The organism is Rhodococcus sp. NPDC059234, from assembly GCF_042754225.1.
Classification (GTDB): Bacteria; Actinomycetota; Actinomycetes; order Mycobacteriales; family Mycobacteriaceae; genus Rhodococcus_G.
On sequence record NZ_JBHZAH010000006.1, the window covers coordinates 71,889 to 93,124 of the forward strand.

Here is a 21,236-nt window from a genome sequence, read left to right on the forward strand (position 1 = left end):
CCCATTCACTGAGAGTTCGCTCGCGCCTTACGGGTTGAGAAGGAGCGCTCCATGAACGTTGTTCGCCGGGTCACGACGGCCAGGACCCTCGCGGTCGCAGCCGCGCTCGCCGCGCTGTCGACGGGCTACGCGGGCGCGGGCCTCGCCACCGCAGATCCCGTGAGCGATCTGGTGGGTGCGCACCCCGCCGTCGCCGCCGCCCAGCCGTCCTGCGCGGATGCCGGACTGGCCGACGTCGCGGCGCTGGTCCGGTCTCTGGCACAGGACGACGTCGCGGGCCTACTGCCCTGCCGTGACGTGGCCGGCAGCCTCGGCTCGGGCAGCGCCGGTTCCTCCGGAGGCGGCAGCAGCTTCGGATCCCTCAACATCGGCCCGGACAACACCGGCTCCTACAACGCGGGCTCCCAGAACACCGGCTCGAACAACACCGGGTCCGGCAACACCGGGTCCGCCAACGCCGGTTCCTCGAACACCGGGTCCGGCAACCTGGGCTCCGCGAACACCGGCTCCGGCAATGTCGGGTCGGCGAACACCGGCACCGGGAACGTCGGGTCCGCCAACACCGGAAACCTGAATCTCGGCTCGGCGAACACCGGATCGACCAACGTCGGATCGGTCAACACCGGCTCCTCCAACACCGGCTCGGCGAACACCGGCTCGCTGGTCGAGGGGTCGATGACGACGGGGATCGGGTCGGTCGGAATCGGTCCGTTGGGCATCGGCTGGAACTGAGCTCGGCCGAGTCCTAGGCTTCGGCGGGTCCCGGTACCCGGGAGTGTTCGTGTACCAGTGCGTTGCGCAGTACCCGAGAGCCGGCCAGCGCGGCCACCGTTCCGGCGAAGACCTCGCACAGGGTGAAAACCAGGCGGGAGGCCAGGGCCAGCCCGAGCGCGACGCCCGCGTCCATGAACGGCGAGAGGGCCGCGACGATCACCGCCTCGCGGACGCCGAGCCCCGACGGGACAACGAACACCAGCACGCCCGCACACATGCCGAGTGCGATAGCCCCGATGCACTCGATCAGCCCGCCGAACTCGAAGCCCGCCACGCTCGATGCGAGCAGCCACAGGTGCACGCCGTAGAGGATCCAGCTGACCGCGCACCAGCCGAGCGCGAGGCCGATCTTGTGCATGGTCAGCGGCTGGTGCAGCGGCTCGCGGCGCAGGATCCGCAGCGCCAAGTTCACCAGCCGGGTCAGCACCGGCGGGTAGGCACACAGCAGTGCGATCGGGACCAGGACGAGTACCGCGACCGCTGCCGCCGTGCTGATCTCGAACAGTGCGGGCAGGCCGAACAGCCCGACCACCAGCGCGGATGTGGTGCTCAGCCCAACGGTGACCAGCACGGTGATGAACCCCGCGGCCCGGGACACGCCCGCCCGGCGGACCAGTTCGGTCTGCAGGACGAAGGCCCAGACGCTGCCCGGCAGGTACTTGCCGAGCTGACCGACGAGGTAGCAGCGCGCCGCGTCGAACGCGGGGATCGGCTGTTCGAGCGCGCCGAGGGCGTGTTGCCAGGCCCGGACGGCGGCACCCATGCCGAGGAAGACGAACAGGGCCGAGGCGGCCAGCGACCACCAGCTGAGCTGGGAGATCGTGTCCTTGACCGCCGACCACTGCGACTTCACCGCGAACACGATGGCCACCGCGATCGCCACGATGACCACGAGTCGCAGGCCGTTCATCAGGAGGGCGCGACCACGTCCGGTCTGACCGGTGGGTTCGGCGGAACCGTCCTCGGTCGGAGGGGCTGGTTCGGACACAGAACTCACCCGCACTCTCCCCTCTACCGATTTCCTGACGCGGAAGGGACGATAACAGCCGTTGCCGAAGCCCTTACCCGACCAACGGCCGTTGCGCTCGGTTTTGCCACCAATCGAACGCCGCCGCGGTGGCCGTCGGCTGCTCCTCCGCGGTCGGCAGCCGACCCCCCGAGTACGCGCGGACCACGATCTCGATGTCGGCCTCGCTGAAGCCCTGACGTGACATCCCGACGGTGTTGGTGCCGCGCAATTCGACCGGATTGCCGAACACCTTGGTGAACGGGGGCACGTCCTTGACGATGACCGTTCCCATGCCGACCATCACGCCGTCCCCCACGACCCGGCGCTGGTGCACCACCGTGTGCATGCCGATGTTTGCGCCGGCGCCGATGCTGACGTGGCCCGCGAAGGTCGCGCCTGCCGACAGGACGCAACGGTCACCGATCTGCACGTCGTGTTCGACTGCGACTCGGTTCATCACGAAACAGTCGGCGCCCACCGTCGTCACCCGCTCGCTGCCCTGGTGCACCGTGCTCAGTTCGCGGATGGTGGTGCCGGCTCCGATCACGATGCCGCGGTGCGGTGACGTGGCGCGCCAGTCGTCCGGGTGCGCCGCACCGAGGATCTCCGGTGGTGATCCGAGAACGACGCCGGCACCGATCCAGCAGCCGTCTCCCACCTCCAACGGTCCGGTGAGAACCGCGTGCGGACCGATGGTGACGCCGGCTCCGATCTCGACTCCGTCGCCGATGATCGCAGTGGGGTGGATGTGGCAATTCGCGTGTCCGGACATGCGTGTCGGATGAATCCTTTCGAGGCGTGGATGGCGGCTTCGTTACCCTCAGTCCGGCGCCACCTGAGTTGTCGAGGGTGTCTGGCGCTTGAATCTATCGGAGGGTTACCCAGTGATTGGCATCTCGAGCATCTCGTTCGGAGAGGACGTCGAGCGGGAGGTGCTGGACACCCTGCGATCGGGGATCGTGGCCCAGGGCCCGAAGGTCAAGCGGCTCGAGGACGAGTTCGCCGCGCTGGTCGGTGCCCGCCACGCGGTGGCGGTCAACAACGGCACTACCGCGCTGATCGCCGCCCTGCAGGTGCAGGACCTGCAGCCCGGCGACGAGGTGCTGACCACCCCCTTCACCTTCGTGGCCACCCTCAACGCGATCCTCGAGGCCGGCGCGACCGCCCGGTTCGCCGACATCCGCGCCGACGACTTCAACATCGATCCCGCCGTCGTCGTGGACCGGGTCACCGATCGCACCAAGGTGCTGATGCCGGTGCACCTGTACGGCCAGACCGCCGACATGGGCGCGCTGATGCCGATCGCGCAGAGCAGCGGGCTGACCGTGGTCGAGGACGCCGCGCAGGCGCACGGCGCGACGTTCGACGGCCGCGGCGCCGGCACCTTCGGCCTCGGCTGCTTCTCCTTCTACGCAACCAAGAACCTGACCACCGCCGAGGGCGGCATGATCACCACCGACGATGACGACGTGGCGGACCGGCTGCGGGTGCTGCGCAATCAGGGCATGCGCCAGCGGTACATGTACGAGATGGTCGGGCAGAACTACCGAATGACCGACCTGCAGGCCAGCCTGGCGCTGCCGCAGCTCGGGTCCTACCTCGACCAGGTCGACGCCCGCCGCCGGAACGCGAAGACGCTGTGCGCCGGGCTCGAGGACGTGCCCGGCCTGGTGCTGCCCAGCGAGCAGTCCGGTCGCGGCCACGTGTGGCACCAGTTCACCGTGTTGCTGGACGAGGACTCGCCGATCGACCGGGACACCCTCTCGGAGCGGCTCACCGAACGCGGCGTCGGCAGTGGCATCTACTACCCGAAGACGGCCTACGACTACGACTGCTACCGCGCGCACCCGAACGTCGTCATCGAGGAGACCCCGGTCGCCACCTCGGTCGCCCGCAGGTGCCTGAGCATTCCCGTGCACGCCCGGCTGTCCGCCGGTGACCTCGATCAGATCGTCGCCGCCGTCCGCTACGCCATGGAGGCCTGAGAACATGACCGCTGCACAGCCGAGGATCGCGCTCGTCGGGTCCGGCCAGATGGGATCCCTGCACGCCCGCGTCATCGCACAGTCCCCGCTCTGCGAACTGGCCCTGCTGGTGGAGCCCCGCGAGGAGCAGGGCCGCGCGGTCGCCGAGCGGTTCGGCACCCGGTGGGCGGCCGACTTCGACGACCTGTCGGGCATCGACGCGGTCGTGGTCGCCGCCGCCACCCCCGCCCACTACGAGGTGGCCGGGCGGGTGCTCGACCTCGGCAAGCCGCTGCTGGTCGAAAAGCCGCTGGCGGCGACCTACAAGGAGAGCGTCGACCTGGTGGAGCGGGCCGAGAAGTCCGCGACCCCGCTCGCCTGCGGGCTGCTCGAACGGTTCAACCCGGCGGTCCGCACCGCGCGCGAGTTCGTCGGCGACGTGGTGCAGGTGACCGGGGTCAGGCACTCGCCGTTCGTCCCGCGGATCACCACCGGCGTCGCCACCGACCTGCTGATCCACGACGTGGACCTGGCGATCCAGTTCGTCGGCTCCGAGCCGGAGCAGGCGAAGGGTGTCTTCGGGTACTTCCACTCCACCTCGGTGGAGAACAACGCGGAGGATTCGGCCGACGCGGTGTTGCGGTTCGGTTCCGGAGCAGTGGCGAACATCTCCGCGAGCCGAGTGAGCCAGCGCAAGGTCCGGCAGATCTCGCTGCTCGAGCTGGACCGGCTGATCGAGATCGACCTGCTCCGCAAGGACATCACGATCTACAAGCACATCGACCAGTCGCAGCCCGCCGACCGCGACGGCTACCAGCAGCAGACCGTCATCGAGATCCCGGCGATCCGCTACAGCGAGGAGCCGCTCGCCGCTCAGCTCGCGCATTTCATCGGGCTGCTCGCCGACGGCGCGGACATCGACGCCGAGCGCCGCGCCATCCTGCCCGCGCACCGCGCGGTCCACGACGCAACGGTGTCGGCGACCAACTAGGCCGGGCGCCGGCGCCGACGCACCGCCACTGCTACGCCCTGGACGAGTGCTACGGCGGTGCCCAGTGCGAAGGCGGCGATGCCGAGTCGCTGCCCGGGCGCCCGGAACTCGATTCGGAGTTCGCCGGGACCCGCCGGTACGGACACCTTCAGCAGCCCGTGCCAGCCCGCGACGGCGTCGACGGGTTGTCCGTTGACCGTCGCGGTGTACCCGGGCCAGGCCAGACGGGTGAACACGATGTCGCCGCCGGATCCGGTGTACTGCACGGTCTCCGACTGGGCGCTCGCGTCCGAGGCCAGCACCTGGACACCCGGGGAGGCGAAGGTCACCCGTCCGGGCAGCTGCAGTGGTTCGTCGCGGAGCAGCACGGTCCGTTCGGCGTCGCGTTCGGCGACGTGCCAGCCCGTCGCGGGCGGGTCGATTCGCGCACTCGGCACCAGGGCGTGCTGAACCACGAGCGTGTCGACGCCGAGGTAGTCGATCAGTGGGATCGGGATGTCCGTCTTCACCGGCGCCCACAGCGCGTAGTACACCTCCCTGCAGACCGAACCGCGGTAGTCCATGCAGAGGGCCTTGTTGAGGGTGCTGAACGAGATGCCGGAGTAGCGGTTGACGCTCGACTCGACCGGTGTGGCCATGATCTCGTTGCCGAACAGGAACCGGCCGTCGGAGATGTCGGCGTTGGTGGTCAGGTCGCGGGCGGCGAGTTGCAGCACCGTGCCGTGGTAGCGATCGGTCGTCGCGCTGAGGGTGGGGATGTGCGAGGGGGCAGCGACCGTGTGCGGGTCGGGATGGGCGATCAGCACGGTGGTCTGCAATGCGATCACCACGGCCGTGCCCAGTGCCATCGCGACGCCCACACCGACGAACCGGGCGCGACGCCAGGCCAGCACGGTGAGGTACACCAGTGCCGCCACCGAGACGGCTCCGACCAGGTGTCGCCAGGTGTTTTCTGGGGTGGCCGAGAACGAGACGTAGAGCCCGACGAGCACCGCGATGCCGGACAGGGCGAAGCGCCTGCGTGGCCGGCTGGTGTCCAGGCCCAGCGCGAGGGCGCAGACGAACAGGATCAGCAGGGCGACGTAGAGGTACTCGACCAGCCGGATCGGCCAGCGGAACATACCGACGTTGGAGGGGCCGAACGTCAGCAGGGCGTAGATACCGCCGATGATCAGCAACGGTGCCATCTCGCGGAGACCGAACGTGCGCACCCGGCGGGCGATCGCGGCCCAACGCAGCCACGGCAGCAGCGGCAGGATCAGCCACGACAGGTACATGGACGGCAACACCTCGATGGGTCCGCCGAACGTCATGACGACCGGTAGGTAGCTGGGGCTGCTGAGGCCGAGCAGATCGCCGATGCCGGGCTGCATGAAGGCGTCGTTGCTGATGCCGCTGCTGCCGGACCGGGTGGTCACGTCCGCGCTCAGGAACAACGGCAGGTAGACGACCAGTGCGGCACTGCCTGCGCACAGTCCGGTGACGGCCAGCGAGATGAGATCCCGGAACCGCCGGCCGAGAAGCATTGGGATGCCTAGGCCGGCCAGCACGATGATCGCGCCGAGCGCGGCGTAGGGATTGCCCATGCTCACCGTGAGTGCGCCGATCACGAACGTCACGATCGGGTTCATCCGGCCACGGGTCTGGCGCAGCGCCGCCCACCAGAACAGCGTCACCCAGGCGACGGCCATCATGCCCGACGGCCAGCCGCCGGCCTCGTAGAACAGGGTGAATCCGGAGAACGGCATCACGAAGGCGGCGCCGACGGCCAGCGAACGGCGCGCGCCGTATTCGCGGCACAACAGGTACACACCCACGGCGAACAGGGCGAGGAACTCCGCCATCACGACGAAACTCGCCATCGACAGGTCGTCGAAATACGAGACGAGTGCGTAGTTCGCGAGGTTGACCGGGTTCCAGATGCCGTAGGCGGCCTCGGCCGCGTAGTTGCCGCCCATCCAGCCGCTCGGGTCCATCGAGACCCACCGGCCCGCCCGCAGTTCGCTGCCGAGGTGGTGCCAGAGCGGGACGAAGGATTCGAGGGTGTCGCCCGCGTAGTAGAAGGTGGGGTTGAACAGCCGGGGGATCGCCGCGAACCCCAACGCGCCGACTGCCACGGCGAGTGCCACCGCCCATTCGGGCAGGCGGTACAGGATTCGGGTGCGCCGGGCCGGGGCGGGAGCGGGTAGTGCCACGGGGCACGAGCCTACGAGATCCGTGAACGGGCGCCCGATACGATGCCTGTGAGAATGCTGAGAGACAGGCGAGCGAAGTACATGACCGGGAACACCGAGATCGTCGACCTCACCGTCGTCATCCCCGCACACAATTCGAGTTCGGTGATCGAGGGCACCACTGCGCGGCTCGCCGAGCGACTGGCGGGCCGCAGCGCCGAGATCATCGTCGTGGAGAACGGCTCGACCGACGGAACCTTCGACCTGTGCACCCGACTGCGCGAGCAGTGGGCTCAGCCCGGCGTGGCGTTCGAGGTACTGCGCAGCGAGAAGGGCATGGGAAACGCATTGCGGGCCGGGGCCGAGGCCAGTCGTGGCGCGCATGTCCTGTTCACCGCCGACGACCTGCCGTTCGGGTTCGACGACCTCGACGGCGCCGACCGGCTCACCGCCGACCAGGGCAGCACCCCCACGGTGGTCATCGGATCCAAGGCCCACCGTGAGTCCATCGTGCAGCGCGGCGCCCTGCGCGGCGTCCTCACGTGGGGCTTCGCGACGATGCGTCGGGTGGTCCTCGGCATGCGCACGGGGGATCCGCAGGGCACGGTGCTGATCGACGGCGACCTCGTCCGGGAACTCGCCCACGAACTCGTCGAGCCGGGCTTCCTGTTCACCACCGAACTGGTCTACGTCGTCGAGGGTATGGGTATCCGTCCCGCCGAGGTCCCGGTGCGGCTGAGCGCGGATCACGGCAGCCACGACACCCGGATCTCGCGGGCCGACGTCGTGTCGATGGGGCTGGGCTTGTTCCGGTTGAGGACGCGGCACCGCGCCGGCCGGGGCGTCTCGTCCGCGGCCACCGCCGGTCGCGGTTGATACCCTGCCACCCAGGGAGAACCCCGAGTTCGATCCGTACATGCGGTTGTGGAAAGCGGTAGGAGCACTATGAACGAGTCTGCGTCGGTCGCGCCTGTGGACGAGAGCACTGACGCTGTTCGCAGCGCTCTGCACGACCATCGTGGCCAGGGCACGCTCGTGCTCGCCCGCGGCGTCTTCACCGGACCCACGGCCCGGGTGAAGGACGCGCTCTACGCGAAGATCGTGGCGGGCAAGGCGCACCGCGAGCGGTTCTCGGTGCACCTGGAGAAGGGTGCGACGGTCTCCACCGACACCTACTTCGGCGACTTCCCGGCCAGCTACTTCCAGCGGTGGACCACCGTCACCGAGGTGACGGTCTCCTTCGCCCACGAGGCCGAGGGTTCCGCGCGGGTGCTGCTGCGGGCGTCCGACTCGGCGGGCAACGCGCGGACGCTGAGCACCCTCGACTTCACCGGCCCCGGCACCGTCAGCCTGACCGCGACCCTCGACGCCTATCTCGACGGCGGCTCGCTGTGGCTCGAGTTCACCGCGGTCGACGGTGGCCTCACGGTGCATTCGCTCGCGTGGACGGTGCCCGCCCCCGAGGTGATCCGCCCGGCCGCGATCGCGATCTGCACGTTCAACCGCGCCGACGACTGCGCCCAGACCGTCGCGGCCATCGCCGGTGACGCCGAGATGTCCGCCGGGATCGACGCGGTCTACGTCGTCGACCAGGGCTCCGACCACGTGTCCGACCGGGCCCTGTTCACGGAGGTCGCGGACACCCTCGGGGACAAGCTCGTCTACCTGCGCCAGCCGAATCTCGGTGGCGCGGGCGGGTTCACCCGCGGCATGTACGAGGTCACCGAGATCAACGAGCACGCCAACGTGATCCTGATGGACGACGACATCCTCTGCGAGCCCGAGTCGGTGCTCCGGATGAACGCCTTCGCCAACGTCACCGCCGAGCCCACGCTGGTCGGCGCGCAGATGCTCTACCTGATGAACCCGCAGAACCTGCACGTGAGCGCCGAGGAAGCGGACCTGTCCAAGCTGAAAGCCGGTCGCTGGGCGGCGAATTCGCTGCACGACGCGAATCTGCTCAAGAAGAAGCAGAACAAGCGGGTCGACGCGGGCTACAACGCGTGGTGGTCGTGCCTGATCCCGGCGGAGGTGGTCGCTCGGATCGGCCTGCCGATCCCGATGTTCTTCCAGTGGGACGACATCGAGTACGGCCTGCGGGCCCGCGGCGCGGGCTTCGTCACCGTCACCCTGCCGAACGCGGGGGTGTGGCACGCGGACTTCCACTGGAAGGACCGCGACGACTGGGCGAAGTACTTCTCCATCCGCAACTCGCTGATCGCGGCCGCCCTGCACAGCGACTTCGACGTGAAGAAGCTGAGCGGGTTGCTGACCCGCGAGATCAGCCAGTACCTGGTCTCGATGCAGTACGGCTTGGCGTACACCATGATTCGCGGTATCGAGGACTTCCTGACCGGGCCGTCGGTGCTCGAGGACGGCGGCCAGGCGGTGCTCGCCTCGATCCGCAAGGAACGCGGTCGGTTCCCGGAGACCGTCAAGCACCCCGCCAACGACATCCCGGGCGTGCGACAGGCGGACATGGTGGTCCGTCGCGCCGGCTTCGAGCCCGAGAAGACCCGGCTGGACGCGGTGCTCGCGAAGCGAGCGGCCTACCAGTGGCTCGGCCGGACCCAGCACGGGGTGGCCAACATCCCGGCGGGGGACGCCCACTGGTGGCACGTGTCGCTGTTCGACACCGCGGTCGTCTCCGACGCCTCGCAGTCCGGGGTCCGAGTTCGCCGGCGCGACAAGGAGACCGCCCGCGAACTGACGGCCCGTACCGCGAAGCTGATGAAGCGCTTCCGGGAGCAGGGTCCGGCGACGCAGGCGCAGTTCCGTGCGGCGCTTCCGCAGCTGACCAGCCGGGAGAACTGGGCGCGCCTGTACGGCAAGTAGGCCTTGCTCGAGTCCCTTCGGACCCGTCGGTGGGACGCCCTGGTGGTGGGCGTCCTGGCCGTCGTGGTCGGCGCGGCCGGAAGCTGGGTGCCCTCGTTCTGGTACGACGAGGTCGCGACGCTCCATTCGAGCGGGCGTTCCCCGGACGACCTGTGGCGCCTGCTCGGTAACATCGACGCGGTGCACGGCCTCTACTACGCCGGAATGCACTACTGGCTGGGCGCTTTCGGACCGTCCGAGTTCTCGGCTCGACTGCCGAGCACGCTCGCGGTCGGTGCCGCCGCGGCAGGGGTGGTGGTCCTCGGCGACCGGTTGGGCACTCGTCGGCTGGGGCTGGTCTCGGGCGTGGTGTTCGCGGCGCTGCCCCGGGTCGGGTGGGCGGCTGTCGAGGCCCGTGGCTATGCGCTGACCGCGGCGGCCGCGGTGTGGCTGACGGTGATTCTCGTTGCGGCGCCTGCTGTTCGGGGCCGGTGGCGGCGTGCCGCGGCGTGGTCCGGATACGCGGTGGCGCTGACGGCGTCGATCGTGCTGTTCGCCTACCTCGTGACCATCGTCGCAGCGCACATGCTGACGGTGCTGGCACACAACGACTTACGGAGATCCTGGCGCGGCGCGGCGGTCGCCGCCGCCGCGGGGACCGCCGGTGCGGCGCCGTTCCTCGCGGTGGTGCGGGCGCAGTCCGGGCAGGTGGGCTGGATCCCGCCGCTGGACTCGCGCCTCTCCCGGGCCCTCGCCGAGTACCAGTGGTTCGTCGGCGCCCCGTGGCTCGCTGTCGCCTTCGGCGTCCTGCTCGTCGTCGCGGGCGTCGCCACCGTGCTCCGCGGCGGGGACGGGACGTGGCGCCGGGTGCTGGCGGTCGCGATGCCCTGGGCGGTGGTGCCCACCGCGTCGCTGCTGGCCTACTCGGTGGCCTGGTCCCCGGTGTACCTGGACCGGTATCTCACCTTCACCACCCCCGCGGTGGCCCTGCTCGGGGGTCTGGCCCTGACCAGGATCACCCGGCGATGGTGGGCGACGGCGCTCGCCCTGGCGGTGCTCGCGGCGCTCGCCGTGCCGGGCTACCTCGCCCAGCGCGGACCGTACGCCAAGCCGAGCGGCATGGACTTCTCCGAGGTGAACCGGTTCGCCGGCGAGCACCTGCGGCCGGGGGACTGCGTGCTGTTCGGCGCGGCGGCGTGGAACCCGGCGCCGCAGCGGTTGGTCGAGGACGTGCGCCCGGCCGCGTTCGAGGGCACCCGCGACATCGGCCTCGGGCGTACCGCGGCGAGCGCCGGCTGGCTGTGGGACGAGGAACGTGCGGTGACCGACCCGATCGAACCGCTGACGTCCTGCGACACCCTATGGTACTTCACCGATCAGGAGCGTGACGCGACCCGCACCGTTCGGCACACCTCCAACGAGCTGTGGACCCTGCCGCCGTACCACCTCGAGGACACCGACCAGTTCGCCGAGTTCACCCGTGCGGGGCTGCGCCTCGAGCGGCGCTGGGAGTTCAACACGACGCAGGTCGCGCTGCTGCGAGGGTGAATTCGCGTCAGCCGGTCACCCGGACCACGACCTGCTCGTGGTTGCCGGTGTAGGCGAGGTACTCGAAGCGCAGCCCGGTGCGGTCCACGAACTCCGCCCAGGCCCGGTACTCGTGCTGCTGCCAGCCCGGGTAGTTGAAGAACTCGTCGAACACCAGTACGGTCCCCGGACGCAGCCGGTCGCCGATCAGCCCCAGCACCGTCGCGGTGGCCGAGTACAGGTCCGCGTCCAGGTGTGCGAACGCGATCGGTCCGGGGTGCGCGGCGAGAAAGGCCGGCAGGGTGTCCGCGAACAGGCCCTCGACGATCTGCGCGCCGGGCACGGTGGGCACCGACTCCTGCGCGAACTCGCCCGCCGGGAAGCCGGTCCGCCAGGCCTCCGGCAGTCCGGTGAAGACGTCGAAACCGAACACCTCGTGTCCGGACGGTCGGAGCATCTCGGCGACGATCGCCAGGGTGGTGCCGCTCGCGACACCGAATTCGAGCGCGAGGCCGTCGCCGCGCACCAGGCCGAGCCCGTAGCGCAGCGTCTCGTGCGGATCCCAGCGCACCTCGGCGGTCGGCATCCGGTCGAGCACGAACTCGGCGGAGTCGGCGGCGGCCCGCACGTCGAGAGTGTGGGTGATGTCGCGGCGGGCACGCTGCTCGAGCTCCGTGAGGCGTTCTCCGACGGTCGCGATCTGCGTCCGGGCCAGGGCGAGTTCGCTGAGCACTCGCGCCAGTTCGCCGTTGATCGCGGACAATTCCGCCAGCACCTGGTCGTGGCGGTTCTCCTGCTCGACTCGGGTCTGCCGGTCGGACTCGTGGACCACCTCGCCGACGGCTCGTTGCAGCTTGAGTCGAGCCGATCTCCGGAACCGAGCGAGCATGCGTGGCACCCCTCACCTGACGACGTCCAGTCACCCCCATGCTGCCAGCTGTCGGCGAGACGCGTTGTCTTGTCAGCCCGAACAGGCCGGGGCTACGCTGAGAATGTTCGCCGCGGGACCGTCAGGTCTGTGTAGGCGCACGGCAATCCGACTACGCGCACCCCTCGTCGGCACGCGCACAGCGCCGTTGCGGCTCCGCGTGAGTGCGCGATCGCCAGAAAGCTCAAAAAGCTTCCGAGAGAAGTGTTCTCCCATGACCGTCAAGAGAATTGTCTGTTCGGTGTTCGTGGCTGCCCTCGTCGGCGCTCCCGTTGTGGGGGTTGTCGGTGCCACCACTGCGACCGCCGCGGTGCCGAACCACGCCGACTGCACCTGGTGTGACGACGACGGGAACTGCGTCGACTACTGCTGACCCGGCCGTGCGACGGCACACACGTCGATAGACGCGATCACCGTGCGGCGTCGGCGAATCCCGGCGGTGCTTCGACCCCGTCGTACCGCGGCAGTGCCGACGGTCCGTCCGTCAGGAACGTGACGACGGTCGCGCTGTACAGGTCGGGCCTGTCGGCAGCGACGGCGTGTCCGGCGTCGGGGACCAGCACCATCGTCGAGTTCGGAAAGGTGTCGCGGTACTCGCGCGTCACCGGCCAGGCCTTGTAGTCGTACTGGCCGCGCAACACGAGCACCGGGACGTGCACCTCCCGCAGTGCCGGCCGGGGGTCGTCGACCGTGGCGAGATCGGCGCCGGTCATCCGAGGTCCTCTCGGTGGGCAGTTGGTGACGCACCGAGACTAGAGCGCCCACACGGACGAGATCATCAGGGATTTCACCCATTTCGCGGTGAGGGTCGTCGGCGTGCTGCTCTCCGGGGAGGACGCTACGGGCGCTCGAACTTCTCCCGACGGCCCAGCCCGCGCAGCCGCATCCACTCGCGGAAGCCGCGGACGTCACGGCGCTGGACGAGGAAGAACCAGCCGAAGCGGGCGTATTCCTGCGGCAGCAGCTTGCGCATGCCGGGCTGCGACATCAGGTAGCCGCGGTTGCGGTAGGTGAAGAAGCGTTTCGTCTCGTTGTCCGGGAACTGGGTGTGCATCCGGCCGCCGAGGATCGGCTTGAACTCGTCGGCGCCGTTGGGGTGCACGTACGCGGTCTGCAGGCAGGTGCCGAACGGCAGCCCGGACCGCACCAGCCGCCGATGGACCTCGACCTCGTCGCCGCGCACGAACAGTCGCAGGTCCGGGACGCCGACCGAGTCGACCGCCGCAGCCGAGAACAACGATCCGTTGAACAGCGACGCGATGCCCGGCAGGAAGTCGTCGTCGCCGAGTTCGCTGCGCAGCCGCCGCCACTCGAGGCCGCGGCGCAGCGGGAAGGCGAGCCGGTCCGGGTCGTCGATGTCGCAGACCACCGGGGAGACCTCGGCGAGGCCGTGCCGGGTGGCGCAGTCGAGGAGGGTGGCGAGCACCTCGGGGCCGTCGGGGCGGCCGTCGTCGTCGGCGAGCCACAGCCAGTCCGCGCCCAGCGAGAGGGCGTAGAGCATGCCGAGCGCGAACCCGCCGGCACCGCCGAGGTTGTGCTTGGACCCCAGGTACGTGGTGGGGACGTCGGCGCCCTCGACCAGCGCCCGGACGGCGTCCTCGTCGGCGTTGTCCACGACCACCAGGTGGTCGAGCGGCCGGGACTGGGTGGCGAGCACCTTCAGCGACTCGGCCAGCAGCTCGCGCCGCTTGTGGGTGACGACGACGCCGACGACGAACTCGCTCACGCGCTCTGCTCGCGTTCCATCTCGGCGATGACGTGCCGGACGTGGTCGGCCGCGTCGTCGCCCTCGTAGGCGCGCACGACGTCCTCGATGTCGCCCTGCATGCGGATCTGGCCGTGGTCGATCCACATCGCGCTGTTGCACAGCTGCGCGAGGAACTCGTTGGAGTGGCTGGCGAATACCAGGATGCCGGAGCGTTCCACCAGGGCCTGCAGCCGGATGCGGGCCTTCTTCATGAACTCCGCGTCGACCGCGCCGATGCCCTCGTCGAGCAGCAGGATCTCCGGGTCGATCGAGGTGACGACGCCCATCGCGACCCGCACGCGCATGCCCGTCGAGTACGTGCGCAGCGGCATGTTCAGGTACTCGCCGAGCTCGGTGAACTCGGCGATCTCGTCCATCTTCGCCAGCATCTGCTTGCGGGTCTGCCCGAGGAACAGGCCGCGGATGATGATGTTCTCGTAGCCCGAGATCTCCGGGTCCATGCCGACACCGAGGTCGAAGACGGGCGCGACGCGGCCGCGGATCCGGGAGCTGCCGCGGGTGGGTTCGTAGATGCCCGACAGCAGTCGCAGCAGGGTGGACTTGCCGGCGCCGTTGTGCCCGACCAGTCCGACCCGGTCGCCCTCCTTGAGCGACATGGTGATGTCGCGCAGGGCCTCGACCACGACCACGTCGGAGTCGTTGCGGCCGATCGAGCCGCCGGCCTTGCCGAGGAACGCCTTCTTCAGCGACCGGGACTTGGCGTCGAAGATCGGGAAGTCGACGCAGGCGTCGTGGGTGTCGATGCTGACTTTGCTGGTCATCTTCTGTCCCCTAAACCCAGTAGGGCACTCGGGCCCGGTACTTGCGCAGCGCGAACAGGGCGAAGGCCCAGCCGGCGACGGTGATAGCCAGCACGATGTACCAGTGGTACGCCTCCTGCGGCTTACCGATCATCGGTGCGCGGATGATCTCGAGGTAGTGGTAGAGCGGGTTCAGCTCGGCCAGCTTGACGCGCTCGGCGGCCTGGCCGCCCTGGCTCTTGAGGCTCTCGGTGGTCCACATGATCGGCGTCAGCACGAACAGCAGCAGCGTCAGGCTGCCGAGGATCGGTGAGATGTCGCGGTAGCGGGTGGAGAAGATGCCGAACATGATCGACACCCACAGCGCGTTGAGCACGATCAGGCCGAGCGCGGGGATCGCCGAGAGGTCCGGCCAGGTCAGGTGCCGCCACACCCCGAACGCGAACACCATGATCACGTAGATCAGCAGGTTGTGCGCGAAGAACAGCAGCTGCCGCCACACCAGCCGGTACACGTGCACGCTCAGTGCCGACGGCAGCTGCTTGATCAGGCCCTCGTTGGCGACGAACACGTCCGAGCCCTCGAGGATCGAGGCGCTGATCAGGTTCCACACGATCAGGCCGACCGTCACGTACGGGAGGAACTCGTCGAGCGGGATGTCGAGCAGTGCCGAGTACAGCAGGCCCATGGCGGCGGCCTGGACGCCGGTGGCGATGGTGATCCAGAACGGGCCGATCACCGAGCGCCGGTAGCGCTGCTTGATGTCCTGCCAGCCCAGGTGCAACCACAGCTCGCGCTGGCCGAAGCCGTCACGGAGGTCCTTGAACGCGCGACGGAAGGTTTGCGAGTCGGAGGCCGGCGGAGAAGCGCTCTCGGCGGCCTCGGATTCGAGGGCGGATGCTGACACGGTGCCCGAGCCTACCGGTCGGGCCGACGGGCCCGACCGGCCCGCGGCCTACAGGTACTGACCGGTACCCGGTGTGGACTGCTGACCCGGGTGTCCGTGGCCCGGCCCACCGAGCCCGGGCGGCAGCGCACCCTGACGCATCTGTTCGAGCTGGGCGCGCGCCGCCATCTGCTGTGCGAACAGCGCGGTCTGGATTCCGTGGAAGAGTCCCTCCAGCCAGCCGACCAGCTGGGCCTGTGCGATGCGCAGCTCGGCGTCCGACGGCACCGAGTCGTCGGTGAACGGCAGCGTGAGGCGCTCGAGCTCCTCGCGCAGCTCGGGCGCGAGGCCCTGCTCGAGTTCCCGGATCGACGACTTGTGGATCTCCTTGAGCCGCGCGCGGCTGGCGTCGTCGAGCGGTGCCGCCCGGACCTCCTCGAGGAGCTGCTTGATCATGGTGCCGATCCGCATCACCTTGGCCGGCTGCTCGACCATGTCGGCGAGCGATTCGTCCGGCCCGCCGCTGCCGTAGCCGCTTCCGGTGCCCTCGCCGGGGGCGCTCGACGGGTCGGCGGGGGTACCGGAGGAATTGCCCAGCACGGGTCGACCGTCGGGTCCGATCACGAGGACGTGTTCATTCTCCGGTTGAGTCATGGCTCCATGATGTCTCAGGAGTGGAGCTTGCGGAACGACCGGCTCTCGAGAGTGGAGCTCGCGGAACGCCCCGGGCCTCGGGAGTGGAGCTCGCGGAACGACGCGGGCCTCGAGAATTCGGAGCCGGCCGCTTGGAACGGCGTGTTGTACCAGCTCACGTTGGTTGTTACTTCTCACAATCGGTGCAACCCCATCGCGCGGTCCCGAAATCAGCACCTAGGCTGTCGGTCATGGCATACGACGTCGCCCGGGTACGGGGACTGATCCCGTCGCTCGGAGACGGTTGGATCCATCTCGATCCGCAGGCCGGCATGCAGCACCCCGACTCGGTGTCGACCGCGGTGTCGACCGCGTTCCGAGGTACTGCCGCATCGCATTCCGGACGGCACGCGAGTGCCCGACGCAGCGCCGCGATCCTCGATGCGGCCCGCGAGGCCGTCGCCGATCTCGTGGGCGGCGACCCGGCGGGTGTGGTCCTCGGACCGGACCGCGCGGCCCTGCTGGCGTGGCTCGCCGAGGCGTTGAGCTCGCGGCTCGGTCTGGGTACCGGCGTGGTGCTGTCCCGGCTCGACGAGGAGGCGAACGTCGCGCCGTGGCTGCGGGTGGCGAACCGCTACGGCTCGCAGGTGCGGTGGGCCGAGGTCGAGATCGACACCTGCGACCTGCCGAGCTGGCAGTTCGCCGAGCTGATCGGGCCCACGACCCGGCTGGTCGCGCTGACGGCGGCCTCGCCGATCGTCGGTTCGGCGCCGGACGTGCGGGTCGCGGCCGACCGCACCCACGAGATGGGCGGGCTGCTGGTTGCCGACGCGGTCGCGGCCGCGCCCTACGCGCACGTCGACATCAACGAGTTGGGCGCGGACGTGGTCGCGGTGAACGCTCCGAGTTGGGGCGGCCCGCAGGTGGGCGCGCTGGTCTTCCGCGACCCCGCGCTGCTCGACCGGATTCCGGCGATCTCGCTGAACCCGCACGCCCGCGGCGCGGAACGGCTCGAGATCGGCGGGCACCAGTACTCGTTGCTGGCCGGGCTCACCGCATCCATCGACTACCTGGCAGGGCTGGACGAGAGTGCCCGCGGGTCCCGCCGGGAACGGCTGGAGACCTCGATCAGCTCGCTGCAGGACTACCACGACCGGATCTTCGACTACCTGATGGCTCACCTGCGCAGGCTGCCGCAGGTGACGCTGATCGGAACCTCGCACAGCCGGGTCCCGACGATCAGCTTCACCGTCACCGGAGTGCCGGCTGAGAAGGTGTCGGAGCACTTCGCCGAACGCCGGATCGGCACCGTCGTCGGTGGTCGCGGCAGCCGGCTGCTGGACTCGCTCGGCGTGAACGAGGAGGGCGGCGCCGTGACGATCGGGCTGGCCCCGTACACGACCCGGTACGAGATCGACCAGCTCGTGCGCGCTGTCGCCGCCCTGGGCTGACCGCCCCACCCGCCCTCGTCATCTGGGGTGATGGGAACCATCACCCGACGGTGAGGACCACCTTGCCGACCGTCTCGGGGGAGTCGAGCAGCGTCTGCGCGGCGCCGGCCTCCGCGATCGGCAGCTCTGCGTGCACCACCGGCCGCACCGTCCCGTCCGCGATCAGCGGCCACAGTCGCCGCGTCACCTCGGCGACGATCTCCGCTTTGCTCGACCGCCCGGTCTCGGGGCGCCAGCGCAGCCCGGTCGCGAACACCCGGCCCCGTTTGGCGAGCAGCTTGCCGAGGTTCAGTTCGCCGGTCGCGCCGCCCTGCATGCCGATCACGCACAGCTGCCCGTCCGCGGCGAGGGCGTCGATGTTGCGGTCGAGGTACTTGGCACCCATGTTGTCGAGGATCAGGTCGGCGCCGCCCTGCGGGGTGTCGCGCACCGCGGCGACGAAGTCGTCCTCGCGGTAGTTCACGGCGATGCTCGCGCCGAGGTCCCGGCACGCGGCGAGCTTGTGCTCGGATCCGGCGGTGACGGCGACGGTTGCACCGAGCGCGACGGCCACCTGGATGGCGTGGGTGCCGATGCCGCCCCCGCCGCCGTGGATCAGGACGAGCTGGCCGCCGTGCATGCCGCCGATCATCACCAGGTTCGACCACACCGTGCACGCGACCTCCGGCAGCGCGGCGGCCGCGACCAGGTCGAGACCCGCGGGCACGGGCAACAGCTGGCTGGCGGGCACCGCGACCTTCTCGGCGTAGCCGCCGCCGGCCAGCAGCGCGCAGACGCGGTCGCCGACCTGCCAGTCGCGCACTCCTTCGCCGAGTTCGGCGACGGTGCCGGAACACTCGAGCCCGAGGATGTCGCTGGCGCCGGGCGGCGGCGGGTAGAGGCCGCGGCGCTGCAGCACGTCGGCGCGGTTCACGGCGGTGGCCGCGACGTCGAGCAGCACCTCGCCTGGACCGGGCCGCGGGTCGGGGACCCGTGCCCACTCGAGGACCTCGGGTCCGCCGGGGGTGGTGACGGTGATCGCATGCATGTATCGACGCTAGCGCCTCTCGATGTCGTTCCCCCGGAGGGCCGGAGCGGCTAGCGTCACGCCGGTGACCAACTTCGGCAACCTGCAGAACGAGATCTACTTCTCCGGGCTGGGCGGCGCGGTGCCGCAGCTCCCGATGACCGCGGCCGGTCTCGAGGAGCTCGCCCGGGCGACGCTGTCCCCGGCCGCGTTCGGTTACATCGCGGGCAGCGCGTCGAGCGAACGGACCGCCGCGGCGAATCTGGCTGCCTTCGACCGCCACGCCATCGTGCCGCGGATGCTGCGCGGTACCGCGGCCGCGGACGCGAGGGATCTGTCCGTGGAGGTGATGGGGACCGCGCTGGCGGCGCCGGTGCTGACCGCCCCGGTGGGGGTGCTCGAACTGGTGCATCCCGACGCGGAACCGGCGGTCGGCGCGGTGGCTGCGGAACTGGGCATCGGTTCGGTGCTCTCCACCGCGGCGTCCACGCCGATCGAGGACGTGGCGCAGGTGTCGGGGGAGAACTGGTGGTACCAGCTGTACTGGCCGGCCGACGACGAGGTCGCGGAGTCGCTGGTGCGGCGGGCGACCGCCGCCGGCGCCAAGGCGATCGTGCTGACCGCGGACACGCCCGGAATGGGGTGGCGGCCCAGGGATCTCGAACTCGGTCATCTGCCGTTCCTGCAGGGCAAGGGCATCGCGAACTACCTGTCCGATCCGGTGTTCCGGTCGCGGCTGTCGGCGCCGCCGGAGGAGAGCCCCGAGGCCATGCAGATGGCCGTGCTGACCTGGGTCGGTATGTTCGGCAACCACTCGGTGCGCGCGGCCGACGTCGCCCGGCTGCGGGAGTGGACGGACCTCCCGATCGCGGTGAAGGGCGTCGTCCATCCCGACGACGCCCGCGCGGTCGTCGAGGCGGGTGCGTCGGGTGTGGTGGTGAGCAACCACGGAGGCCGGCAGGTGGACGGTGCGATCGCCGCGCTCGACGCCCTGCCTGCGGTCGCCGCGGCGGTCGGGGACCGGGCGAGCGTGCTGCTGGACTCCGGAGTCCGGTGCGGCGCCGACGTGATCAAGGCGCTGGCGTTGGGTGCCGACGCAGTGCTGTACGGCCGGCCGTGGGTGTACGGGTTGGGGGTCGCGGGTGAGGACGGGGTGCGGCACGCACTGCGGATGCTGCTGGCCGATCTCGACATCACGCTCGGACTCGCCGGGTTCGCGAGTGTGGCGGAGGTGGACGCCTCGGTGCTGCGGTCGACCGCGGGCTGATCGGGGGTGTTCGGACGGTCCCGGCCAGGTCGCAGGACCCGCTCCGGAGTTCAGTACCGATCGGTATGTAACTGCTGGCGACTGGCATAATGCATATGTGAATGCAGCAAGGGGGGACGAGCCGGGCGAGACGCCCAAGTGGCTCGACGACGCAGAGATGCGCGCGTGGCGGGGTTTCATCGAGGGCAGCCAACGGCTGATGGAGGTTCTCAATCGGGAACTCCAGTCTCGACATCGAATCTCACTGGACGACTACCGGATTCTGGTGATGCTGTCCGAGTCGGCGGAGGGCGCGGTGCGGATGAGCGATCTCGCCGACGGGGTGCTGTCCTCACGCAGCAAGCTGACCCACCAGGTGCGGCGCATGGAGGCGGACGGACTGGTGGTGCGCAGCACCTGCGTCGAGGACGGTCGCGGTGTGCTGGCGGTGATCACCGACGGCGGCAGGCAGCGACTCGCGGAGGCGGCACCCACGCACGTGGGAGGGGTGCGCCGGTACCTGATCGACCTGCTCGACTCCGACGAACTGGTAGGGATGGCGACGGTCTTCGACAAGGTCGACGTCGCCCTCGACTCGAGATCGGAAGCCTGAGCCCAGCGGGGCGTTCACCGCTCCCGAGGGCCGGACGATAGGATTCGCCACGGAAGCGTGGCAGAGCGGCCGAATGCACTCGCCTTGAAAGCGAGCGTTGTGAGAGCAACCGGGGGTTCAAATCCCTCCGCTTCCGCCAACACGAAAGGCTCTGACCCGGCGACGGTTGCCAGGTCAGAGCCTTTTCGCGTGTTGGGGCTTCAGGGCGTGTTCAGGTAGTCCTGGATCGACTGCTGCACCTGCGGGTTGCCGTTGCCCATGCCGATGAGTCCGCCGATCACGGCGCCCGTCGGGCTGCCGATCATGCAGCCGGCCAGGCTGCCCGGGAACATCGACACGCAGCCGATGCCCAGACCCACCACGGCGCCGATGGCAGTGCCGGCCGCGCCGCCGTTGGCCCACCCCATGTTGAGCGCGTTGAGCATCTTCTCGAGGGCCGCCTGCTTGGCGGGCGAGTCGACCTGATGCACTCCGGGAATCGCCAGTGAGGGGGGACCGTCGGCCGGGGTGGCCGCGTTGGCCTGGGCTGTCCCGGCGCCGGCGATCACGGCCGCGGCGATCAGCGCTGATGCCGATCCTCTGGTTATCAGGTTCATGGCGGTCCTCACCTTGCAGACGAAGGAAGAGTTCCGGACCGACTGTAATCGCCCGTCGCGCCCTCGGCGAGGGAACGGCGGCAAATATCCCGCGTGTGTCGCCAACGGTACCGATC

The 21,236-nt window shown here is 69.7% G+C and carries 21 protein-coding genes and 1 tRNA gene; 11 read left to right on the forward strand and 11 right to left on the reverse strand.

Annotated features, from left to right (window positions below; genetic code table 11):
* Positions 1 to 51: 51 nt before the first annotated feature.
* Complete coding sequence (locus ACFXGJ_RS02610; protein ID WP_378616173.1) at positions 52 to 732, forward strand: hypothetical protein; 681 nt, start codon at positions 52 to 54, stop codon at positions 730 to 732.
* Between the two features lie 13 nt (positions 733 to 745).
* Here the strand turns inward: ACFXGJ_RS02610 and ACFXGJ_RS02615 are convergent, their stop codons facing one another.
* Together ACFXGJ_RS02615 and ACFXGJ_RS02620 are read right to left on the reverse strand one after the other, a co-directional pair.
* Positions 746 to 1,684 carry a YbhN family protein gene (locus ACFXGJ_RS02615; RefSeq protein ID WP_378616217.1) on the reverse strand — a complete coding sequence of 313 codons (939 nt, stop codon included), beginning with the start codon at positions 1,682 to 1,684 and terminating at the stop codon, positions 746 to 748.
* Positions 1,685 to 1,835: 151 nt separating this feature from the next.
* Entirely contained in the window at positions 1,836 to 2,555 is a 720-nt protein-coding gene (locus ACFXGJ_RS02620; RefSeq protein WP_378616175.1) for a DapH/DapD/GlmU-related protein, read from the reverse strand.
* 112 nt (positions 2,556 to 2,667) lie between these two features.
* Here ACFXGJ_RS02620 and ACFXGJ_RS02625 point away from each other — a divergent pair, with 112 nt between their 5' ends.
* On the forward strand, positions 2,668 to 3,768 hold the full coding sequence (locus tag ACFXGJ_RS02625; RefSeq protein WP_378616177.1) for a DegT/DnrJ/EryC1/StrS family aminotransferase: 1,101 nt from the start codon (positions 2,668 to 2,670) through the stop codon (positions 3,766 to 3,768).
* Positions 3,769 to 3,772: 4 nt separating this feature from the next.
* Positions 3,773 to 4,738: a Gfo/Idh/MocA family protein gene (locus ACFXGJ_RS02630; RefSeq protein WP_378616179.1), complete on the forward strand. Its 966-nt coding sequence runs from the start codon at positions 3,773 to 3,775 to the stop codon at positions 4,736 to 4,738.
* Here ACFXGJ_RS02630 and ACFXGJ_RS02635 read toward each other — a convergent pair.
* A complete protein-coding gene (locus tag ACFXGJ_RS02635; protein ID WP_378616181.1) occupies positions 4,735 to 6,933 on the reverse strand; it encodes a hypothetical protein in 2,199 nt (732 codons plus the stop codon). The genes ACFXGJ_RS02630 and ACFXGJ_RS02635 overlap by 4 nt on opposite strands.
* An 81-nt stretch (positions 6,934 to 7,014) precedes the next feature.
* Here ACFXGJ_RS02635 and ACFXGJ_RS02640 point away from each other — a divergent pair, with 81 nt between their 5' ends.
* The 3 genes from ACFXGJ_RS02640 (at position 7,015) to ACFXGJ_RS02650 (ending at position 11,274) form a co-directional block, all read left to right on the forward strand.
* On the forward strand, positions 7,015 to 7,788 hold the full coding sequence (locus ACFXGJ_RS02640; RefSeq protein ID WP_378616183.1) for a glycosyltransferase: 774 nt from the start codon (positions 7,015 to 7,017) through the stop codon (positions 7,786 to 7,788).
* 69 nt (positions 7,789 to 7,857) lie between these two features.
* Positions 7,858 to 9,747, forward strand: coding sequence for a glycosyltransferase (locus ACFXGJ_RS02645; RefSeq protein WP_378616185.1), 1,890 nt, complete (start codon positions 7,858 to 7,860; stop codon positions 9,745 to 9,747).
* Positions 9,748 to 9,750: 3 nt separating this feature from the next.
* Positions 9,751 to 11,274 (forward strand): mannosyltransferase, encoded by a 1,524-nt coding sequence (locus tag ACFXGJ_RS02650; RefSeq protein WP_378616187.1) that lies wholly within the window; start codon positions 9,751 to 9,753, stop codon positions 11,272 to 11,274.
* 7 nt (positions 11,275 to 11,281) lie between these two features.
* On the opposite strand, the gene ACFXGJ_RS02655 is transcribed toward ACFXGJ_RS02650, so the two are convergent.
* Positions 11,282 to 12,142: a class I SAM-dependent methyltransferase gene (locus ACFXGJ_RS02655; RefSeq protein ID WP_378616189.1), complete on the reverse strand. Its 861-nt coding sequence runs from the start codon at positions 12,140 to 12,142 to the stop codon at positions 11,282 to 11,284.
* 253 nt (positions 12,143 to 12,395) lie between these two features.
* Here ACFXGJ_RS02655 and ACFXGJ_RS02660 point away from each other — a divergent pair, with 253 nt between their 5' ends.
* Positions 12,396 to 12,554: a hypothetical protein gene (locus tag ACFXGJ_RS02660; RefSeq protein ID WP_378616191.1), complete on the forward strand. Its 159-nt coding sequence runs from the start codon at positions 12,396 to 12,398 to the stop codon at positions 12,552 to 12,554.
* 37 nt (positions 12,555 to 12,591) lie between these two features.
* On the opposite strand, the gene ACFXGJ_RS02665 is transcribed toward ACFXGJ_RS02660, so the two are convergent.
* The 5 genes from ACFXGJ_RS02665 to ACFXGJ_RS02685 form a co-directional block, all read right to left on the reverse strand.
* Positions 12,592 to 12,894 carry an alpha/beta fold hydrolase gene (locus ACFXGJ_RS02665; RefSeq protein WP_378616193.1) on the reverse strand — a complete coding sequence of 101 codons (303 nt, stop codon included), beginning with the start codon at positions 12,892 to 12,894 and terminating at the stop codon, positions 12,592 to 12,594.
* Positions 12,895 to 13,019: 125 nt separating this feature from the next.
* The gene (locus ACFXGJ_RS02670; protein ID WP_378616195.1) at positions 13,020 to 13,907 is read right to left on the reverse strand and encodes a glycosyltransferase; all 888 of its coding nucleotides are present in this window, start codon (positions 13,905 to 13,907) and stop codon (positions 13,020 to 13,022) included.
* Positions 13,904 to 14,710: an ABC transporter ATP-binding protein gene (locus ACFXGJ_RS02675; protein WP_378616197.1), complete on the reverse strand. Its 807-nt coding sequence runs from the start codon at positions 14,708 to 14,710 to the stop codon at positions 13,904 to 13,906. The genes ACFXGJ_RS02670 and ACFXGJ_RS02675 overlap by 4 nt, the downstream gene beginning before the upstream one ends.
* Positions 14,711 to 14,720: 10 nt before the next feature.
* Entirely contained in the window at positions 14,721 to 15,596 is an 876-nt protein-coding gene (locus ACFXGJ_RS02680) for an ABC transporter permease (protein ID WP_378616199.1), read from the reverse strand.
* A 48-nt stretch (positions 15,597 to 15,644) separates the two neighbouring features.
* Complete coding sequence (locus ACFXGJ_RS02685) at positions 15,645 to 16,229, reverse strand: bacterial proteasome activator family protein (protein ID WP_378616201.1); 585 nt, start codon at positions 16,227 to 16,229, stop codon at positions 15,645 to 15,647.
* Between the two features lie 230 nt (positions 16,230 to 16,459).
* Here ACFXGJ_RS02685 and ACFXGJ_RS02690 point away from each other — a divergent pair, with 230 nt between their 5' ends.
* Complete coding sequence (locus ACFXGJ_RS02690; protein WP_378421024.1) at positions 16,460 to 17,659, forward strand: cysteine desulfurase-like protein; 1,200 nt, start codon at positions 16,460 to 16,462, stop codon at positions 17,657 to 17,659.
* A gap of 40 nt (positions 17,660 to 17,699) precedes the next feature.
* Here ACFXGJ_RS02690 and ACFXGJ_RS02695 read toward each other — a convergent pair whose 3' ends face one another.
* On the reverse strand, positions 17,700 to 18,686 hold the full coding sequence (locus ACFXGJ_RS02695; RefSeq protein ID WP_378616203.1) for an NAD(P)H-quinone oxidoreductase: 987 nt from the start codon (positions 18,684 to 18,686) through the stop codon (positions 17,700 to 17,702).
* A gap of 22 nt (positions 18,687 to 18,708) precedes the next feature.
* Here ACFXGJ_RS02695 and ACFXGJ_RS02700 point away from each other — a divergent pair, with 22 nt between their 5' ends.
* The 3 genes from ACFXGJ_RS02700 to ACFXGJ_RS02710 all read left to right on the forward strand — a co-directional run bounded on the left by ACFXGJ_RS02700 (position 18,709) and on the right by ACFXGJ_RS02710 (position 20,663).
* Positions 18,709 to 19,932 (forward strand): alpha-hydroxy-acid oxidizing protein, encoded by a 1,224-nt coding sequence (locus tag ACFXGJ_RS02700; protein WP_378616205.1) that lies wholly within the window; start codon positions 18,709 to 18,711, stop codon positions 19,930 to 19,932.
* A gap of 157 nt (positions 19,933 to 20,089) precedes the next feature.
* Positions 20,090 to 20,524, forward strand: a complete 435-nt coding sequence (locus tag ACFXGJ_RS02705; RefSeq protein ID WP_378616219.1) for a MarR family winged helix-turn-helix transcriptional regulator — start codon at positions 20,090 to 20,092, stop codon at positions 20,522 to 20,524.
* A 51-nt stretch (positions 20,525 to 20,575) separates the two neighbouring features.
* Positions 20,576 to 20,663: transfer RNA gene (locus ACFXGJ_RS02710), tRNA-Ser, on the forward strand.
* A gap of 61 nt (positions 20,664 to 20,724) precedes the next feature.
* Here the strand turns inward: ACFXGJ_RS02710 and ACFXGJ_RS02715 are convergent.
* On the reverse strand, positions 20,725 to 21,120 hold the full coding sequence (locus tag ACFXGJ_RS02715; RefSeq protein ID WP_378616207.1) for a hypothetical protein: 396 nt from the start codon (positions 21,118 to 21,120) through the stop codon (positions 20,725 to 20,727).
* Positions 21,121 to 21,236 lie beyond the last annotated feature (116 nt).

Excerpts from the sequence above, each read along its gene's own strand:
- ACFXGJ_RS02610 (WP_378616173.1), top strand. The coding sequence starts at position 52 with ATGAACGTTGTTCGCCGGGTCACGACGGCCAGGACCCTCGCGGTCGCA.
- ACFXGJ_RS02615 (WP_378616217.1), bottom strand. The coding sequence starts at position 1,684 with ATGAACGGCCTGCGACTCGTGGTCATCGTGGCGATCGCGGTGGCCATC.
- ACFXGJ_RS02620 (WP_378616175.1), bottom strand. The coding sequence starts at position 2,555 with ATGTCCGGACACGCGAATTGCCACATCCACCCCACTGCGATCATCGGC.
- ACFXGJ_RS02630 (WP_378616179.1), top strand. The coding sequence starts at position 3,773 with ATGACCGCTGCACAGCCGAGGATCGCGCTCGTCGGGTCCGGCCAGATG.
- ACFXGJ_RS02640 (WP_378616183.1), top strand. The coding sequence starts at position 7,015 with ATGACCGGGAACACCGAGATCGTCGACCTCACCGTCGTCATCCCCGCA.
- ACFXGJ_RS02645 (WP_378616185.1), top strand. The coding sequence starts at position 7,858 with ATGAACGAGTCTGCGTCGGTCGCGCCTGTGGACGAGAGCACTGACGCT.
- ACFXGJ_RS02655 (WP_378616189.1), bottom strand. The coding sequence starts at position 12,142 with ATGCTCGCTCGGTTCCGGAGATCGGCTCGACTCAAGCTGCAACGAGCC.
- ACFXGJ_RS02660 (WP_378616191.1), top strand. The coding sequence starts at position 12,396 with ATGACCGTCAAGAGAATTGTCTGTTCGGTGTTCGTGGCTGCCCTCGTC.
- ACFXGJ_RS02665 (WP_378616193.1), bottom strand. The coding sequence starts at position 12,894 with ATGACCGGCGCCGATCTCGCCACGGTCGACGACCCCCGGCCGGCACTG.
- ACFXGJ_RS02675 (WP_378616197.1), bottom strand. The coding sequence starts at position 14,710 with ATGACCAGCAAAGTCAGCATCGACACCCACGACGCCTGCGTCGACTTC.
- ACFXGJ_RS02685 (WP_378616201.1), bottom strand. The coding sequence starts at position 16,229 with ATGACTCAACCGGAGAATGAACACGTCCTCGTGATCGGACCCGACGGT.
- ACFXGJ_RS02690 (WP_378421024.1), top strand. The coding sequence starts at position 16,460 with ATGGCATACGACGTCGCCCGGGTACGGGGACTGATCCCGTCGCTCGGA.
- ACFXGJ_RS02695 (WP_378616203.1), bottom strand. The coding sequence starts at position 18,686 with ATGCATGCGATCACCGTCACCACCCCCGGCGGACCCGAGGTCCTCGAG.
- ACFXGJ_RS02700 (WP_378616205.1), top strand. The coding sequence starts at position 18,709 with ATGTCGTTCCCCCGGAGGGCCGGAGCGGCTAGCGTCACGCCGGTGACC.
- ACFXGJ_RS02705 (WP_378616219.1), top strand. The coding sequence starts at position 20,090 with ATGCGCGCGTGGCGGGGTTTCATCGAGGGCAGCCAACGGCTGATGGAG.
- ACFXGJ_RS02715 (WP_378616207.1), bottom strand. The coding sequence starts at position 21,120 with ATGAACCTGATAACCAGAGGATCGGCATCAGCGCTGATCGCCGCGGCC.